The sequence below is a fragment of the Isoptericola sp. NPDC060257 genome (genome assembly GCF_042726645.1).
GTDB lineage: Bacteria > Actinomycetota > Actinomycetes > Actinomycetales > Cellulomonadaceae > Isoptericola > Isoptericola nanjingensis.
This window is the reverse complement of record NZ_JBHXAW010000489.1, coordinates 1-1,526: the sequence shown is the minus strand read 5'-3', so window position 1 is coordinate 1,526 and position 1,526 is coordinate 1. Positions and strand designations below refer to the sequence as shown.

Annotated in this window: 2 protein-coding genes; both read left to right on the top strand. The window is 76.7% G+C overall.

The annotated features are described in order from the left end of the window. The first annotated feature begins 139 nt into the window (after positions 1-139). On the top strand, positions 140-451 hold the full coding sequence (locus ACFWEK_RS21570) for a hypothetical protein (RefSeq protein WP_430555368.1): 312 nt from the start codon (positions 140-142) through the stop codon (positions 449-451). Positions 452-468: 17 nt separating this feature from the next. Further along, entirely contained in the window at positions 469-1,356 is an 888-nt protein-coding gene (locus tag ACFWEK_RS21565; protein WP_430555367.1) for an EamA family transporter, read from the top strand. Positions 1,357-1,526 lie beyond the last annotated feature (170 nt).

The following is a 1,526-nucleotide window of genomic DNA, read 5'->3' as shown; positions in this document are numbered from 1 at the left end:
GCCACCGGGTTCCACCTCGGCGCGTACGACGAGTTCGTGGACGTGAAGCCCGGCCACCACAGCCTCTGGCAGGACAAGCTGTTCGCCGCGTCCGATCCGGACGACGCGCCCGGGGTGCGCACGCCGCATCCCCGGCTTCGTGCGCGCCGTCGCCGGCGTCATGCACCTGCCCGCCGTCGCCGACGCGCTCGCCGCGGACGACCGGGCCCAGCGCGACCTGCTGCTGCCGTGGGTCGAGCGCGGTCAGGCGGCGGGGGAGGTCCGCGCCGACCTCCCGCCCGCGCGCATCGCCTCGTGGCTCGCCCTGCTCTCCGGCGGCTTCCTCGAACGGGTCGCGACCGACCCCGACTTCAGCGTCGACGGCGAGCGGGACCTTCTGCTCGCCACGGCGCGGGAGTTCCTGACGGGCCACGGCCCCGGCGCGGGTGCGACCACCGGGGGTCGCCGCTAGGCAGGAGGGATGGCCGTGTGCCCCCACCCCTCCCGTGCGACCCCCTGACCGTGGGCGCCCTGCTCGCGCTCGCGTCGGCGCTCCTGTACGGGGTGTCGGACGTCGTGGGTGGCATCGTCTCGCGGCGGATGCCGTTCGTCCGGGTCGCGCTCTGGGGCCAGGTCGGCGGCCTCGTCGTGACGGGCGTCGTGGCGCCCTTCGCGGGGGGAGCCGGGCCGACGTCGGCCGACCTGCTCTGGGGCGGCCTCTCCGGGGTCGGCACCGGGGTCGCGATGGTCGCGCTGTTCCGGGGGATGAGCCGGGGCGCCATGTCCCTGGTGGTACCCGTGAGCGCCGTGGGCGGCCTCGCCCTGCCGGTCGTCGTGGCAGCGCTGGCCCTCGGGGAGCGACCCGCCCCGTGGACGTGGACGGGCGTGCTGCTGGCCCTGCCCGCGCTCTGGCTCGTGGCACGGGGCGGGCCAGGGGCGCCGGCGGGGGACGCGCGGGCCGTGCGCGACGGTCTGACCGCGAGCGTCGGCATCGGAGTGCAGTACCTCGCGCTCGCCCAGTCCGGTGGCGGGTCGGGCATCTGGCCGGTGGCCGCGGGCCGGGTGACGGCGGTCGGGTGCGTCGCGGCGCTCGCGATCCTGGCGCTCCGGCGCCCGCCCGCAGAGCCGCGACCCGCCCCCACCCCGGCGTTGCGCCTCGCGGCGGCCTCCAGCGGCGTCCTGGCCGCCGCGGCCCTGGTCTGCTACCTGCTCGCCGCCCGGACCGAGCTCGTCGCGGTGGCGGTCACCCTGTCGGCGCTCTACCCGGTGGTCCCGGTCCTGGTGGGCCTCAAGCTCCTGCACGAACGGCTCGCCCGTCGCCAGGCCCTCGGCCTCGCCCTGACGCTCGCCGCCTCGGCCCTCGTCGTCGTCCCCTGACGCAGCCTCCCCCGGCACGGCCTGGCGCGGACGGAGCACAGCACCAGGCCCCTCAGCCCCCCACACGCGGAGGACGAGGGCAGAGCCGAGGGGACGGCATCGCTTCGCCCGGACGTATCCCTCCCGTTTTTTTTTGAGACCTGGCGCCCGTGAAGTGTTCGTGGAGTATC